The organism is Hydromonas duriensis (assembly GCF_004363775.1).
Lineage (GTDB): Bacteria > Pseudomonadota > Gammaproteobacteria > Burkholderiales > Burkholderiaceae > Hydromonas > Hydromonas duriensis.
Window position 1 is genome coordinate 1 of sequence record NZ_SNZE01000063.1, and the last position, 2371, is coordinate 2371.

The following is a 2371-nucleotide window of genomic DNA, read 5'->3' on the forward strand; positions in this document are numbered from 1 at the left end:
GTGCGCCTAGGCGAAGTGATTGTCATCGCAGCGGTTAGTTTTGGATTGAGTTTGTTGGCAACTGTTTACCCAAGTCGAAAAGCGGCTGCGGTTGAGCCTGCAAAAGCCTTGCGTTACGAATAATGCAATCACGCATTGAATGAATTGAAAAAATGTTGAAAGAATGCTCATGTTAGAACATATTGTTTTACACGCAGAAGGTGTTGCTAAAACTTTTCAAGACAACACCTTGGATGTTGAGGTGTTAAAAAACGTTGCTATCGATGTGCGACGGGGTGAATGTGTTGCGATTATTGGTGCTTCTGGCTCAGGTAAGTCGACATTGCTACACGTTTTGGGTGGCTTGGATGTGCCCGACGCGGGAGAGGTGAGTTTACTTGGACAAGCCTATTCAAGTTTGTCGGATGATGCCCGTAACGGTGTGCGTAATCAGCATCTGGGTTTTGTATATCAGTTTCATCATTTGTTACCTGAATTGACCGCTTTGGATAATGTGGCCATGCCATTGTTTATACGTCGCCTGCCTAAAGCACAAGCGCGTGCGCGTGCGCAAGCCATGCTTGAAAAAGTCGGACTGGGTGCCCGCACCAGCCATCTGCCGAGTCAATTGTCAGGCGGCGAGCGTCAACGGGTTGCCATTGCTCGAGCTTTGGTGACCGAACCGAGTTGTGTCCTTGCCGACGAGCCGACAGGCAATCTGGATCGTGAAACGGCCGCTCAAGTGTTTAAACTTGTTCGCCAGTTGGCACGAGACTTGGGCATTGCCTTTATTTTGGTGTCGCATGATTTAGGTTTGGCCGCTGAGTGTGACCGTGTCTTGCGCTTGGGTGATGGATTCTTAAAGAAAGAATCTTTCAATAATTTGGCTTTAGTATAGAATGGAGTATAAAAGTCGCTAAGGCTTCTTTGCTTCAGCTAAAACCCTATAAACAGTGGCTTCGCCCACTTTCAATATTTTGGCAATCGCAGCTTTTGTTAATCGTTCATTGTTCAAGCGTAAAATGGATTGACGTTGCTCATCAGAAATAGGCTTTCTACCACGGTATTTACCGTCGACCTTAGCTTTGGCAATGCCCTCGCGTTGACGCTCAAGCATCATTTCACGTTCAAACTGTGCAATACTTCCCAGGACATTTAAAATCAGTTTTGCTGTCGGCGTTTGGGTATCCAAACCCAAATTCAAGATTCGGATAGTCACGTTCTTACTGGATAGGCCGTCAATGATTTTCATCAAGTCACGCATCGAGCGAGCCAAACGGTCTAGCTTAGTGACAACAAACACATCACCATCACGCGCGTATTCTAAAGCTGCTTCAAGTTGAATGCGCTTAGATTGAGATGAAGCTTGCTCTTGAAATATCTTAGTGCAACCGACTGATTGTAACTCTTTGATTTGGGCATCGAATCCAGCTTGCTGTTCGATGGTCGATGTTCGAGCATAGCCAATAATCATAAAGACACTCAATAGGATTAAAGATACTATGATAGCACTGCTATCATAATTAAAATGTGATTTATGTGGGAGTATTTTTCTTTAAAATCGGAGCTATCACTAAGGCAGGGGCTAGTGATAGCCTTGTCCTATTTTTACAAGTATCTCGGTTGTACCCCGTAATTGTCATAAAAACCCTTTTTAAATATTAAAAACATATTTAATAAATTTGTTTTTGATATTTATTTAATATTTATTTAGGTATTCAGATAGAGCGAGATTGATTAAGGCTGCACGAGTTAAGCCCATTTCTTCTGCTTGTTTATCAGTTCTGTTTAGTAGCTCAGGTGGGAGTGTATGACTAATTTGTAAGCGTTTTCCACGTACCAGTCTTGGTTGTTTGTTTTCTAATGTAGATGCATCAGGAGCCGACCCAATAAACTCACTTACAGCTTTATCTATTGAGGATGTTGTTGAAGTTGGCCGTTTTATTACATTGCTTTTTTTCATATGATTTTAATTTCTTTTTAATATTTAAATGATATTTTTTTCATTTGAAAATGATATTTATTAGGCTTTGAATTTCTTCGCATGCTTTCGCGTCTTTTGGACCATGTTCAAAAACAGACAGTCCTTTTCCTGCAGAAGTAGCGATTGACTTTCTGCGACGAACAGGAGCGTCCAAATACTTGAGTGCAGGGTAATCGCTTATCGCTTCTATAGCTTCGTTGTTGTCTGAACCTGACACGTCTGCGTTATTTAAAACAGCATACACGGGGAATTCGCCTCGTAAGTTTTGTGCGTCTTCAATGAGTTGTGATATATCTGAAAAAGACCATACATCTGTTGCTGCTCGTTCAAAACTGACCATTTAAAGGCATAAATTTGCGTTCAAAATTGACCAGGTAATCCAAGTATTCTGCTTATTTTATAAGCAGG

The 2371-nt window shown here is 41.8% G+C and carries 4 protein-coding genes; 1 reads left to right on the forward strand and 3 read right to left on the reverse strand.

Features of this window, described 5'->3' with window-relative positions; all coding sequences use genetic code 11:
• Positions 1 to 169 precede the first annotated feature (169 nt).
• A complete protein-coding gene (locus DFR44_RS11245; RefSeq protein WP_246012111.1) occupies positions 170 to 877 on the forward strand; it encodes an ABC transporter ATP-binding protein in 708 nt (235 codons plus the stop codon).
• A gap of 18 nt (positions 878 to 895) precedes the next feature.
• Here DFR44_RS11245 and DFR44_RS11250 read toward each other — a convergent pair whose 3' ends face one another.
• The 3 genes from DFR44_RS11250 to DFR44_RS11260 form a co-directional block, all read right to left on the reverse strand.
• Entirely contained in the window at positions 896 to 1453 is a 558-nt protein-coding gene (locus DFR44_RS11250) for a recombinase family protein (RefSeq protein ID WP_133621659.1), read from the reverse strand.
• A 225-nt stretch (positions 1454 to 1678) separates the two neighbouring features.
• Positions 1679 to 1942, reverse strand: a complete 264-nt coding sequence (locus DFR44_RS11255; RefSeq protein WP_211336971.1) for a ribbon-helix-helix domain-containing protein — start codon at positions 1940 to 1942, stop codon at positions 1679 to 1681.
• Positions 1943 to 1982: 40 nt separating this feature from the next.
• A complete protein-coding gene (locus DFR44_RS11260) occupies positions 1983 to 2303 on the reverse strand; it encodes a hypothetical protein (RefSeq protein ID WP_133621660.1) in 321 nt (106 codons plus the stop codon).
• Between the last annotated feature and the right edge of the window lie 68 nt (positions 2304 to 2371).

Excerpts from the sequence above, each read along its gene's own strand:
- DFR44_RS11255 (WP_211336971.1), bottom strand. The coding sequence starts at position 1,942 with ATGAAAAAAAGCAATGTAATAAAACGGCCAACTTCAACAACATCCTCA.
- DFR44_RS11260 (WP_133621660.1), bottom strand. The coding sequence starts at position 2,303 with ATGGTCAGTTTTGAACGAGCAGCAACAGATGTATGGTCTTTTTCAGAT.
- DFR44_RS11245 (WP_246012111.1), top strand. The coding sequence starts at position 170 with ATGTTAGAACATATTGTTTTACACGCAGAAGGTGTTGCTAAAACTTTT.
- DFR44_RS11250 (WP_133621659.1), bottom strand. The coding sequence starts at position 1,453 with ATGATTATTGGCTATGCTCGAACATCGACCATCGAACAGCAAGCTGGA.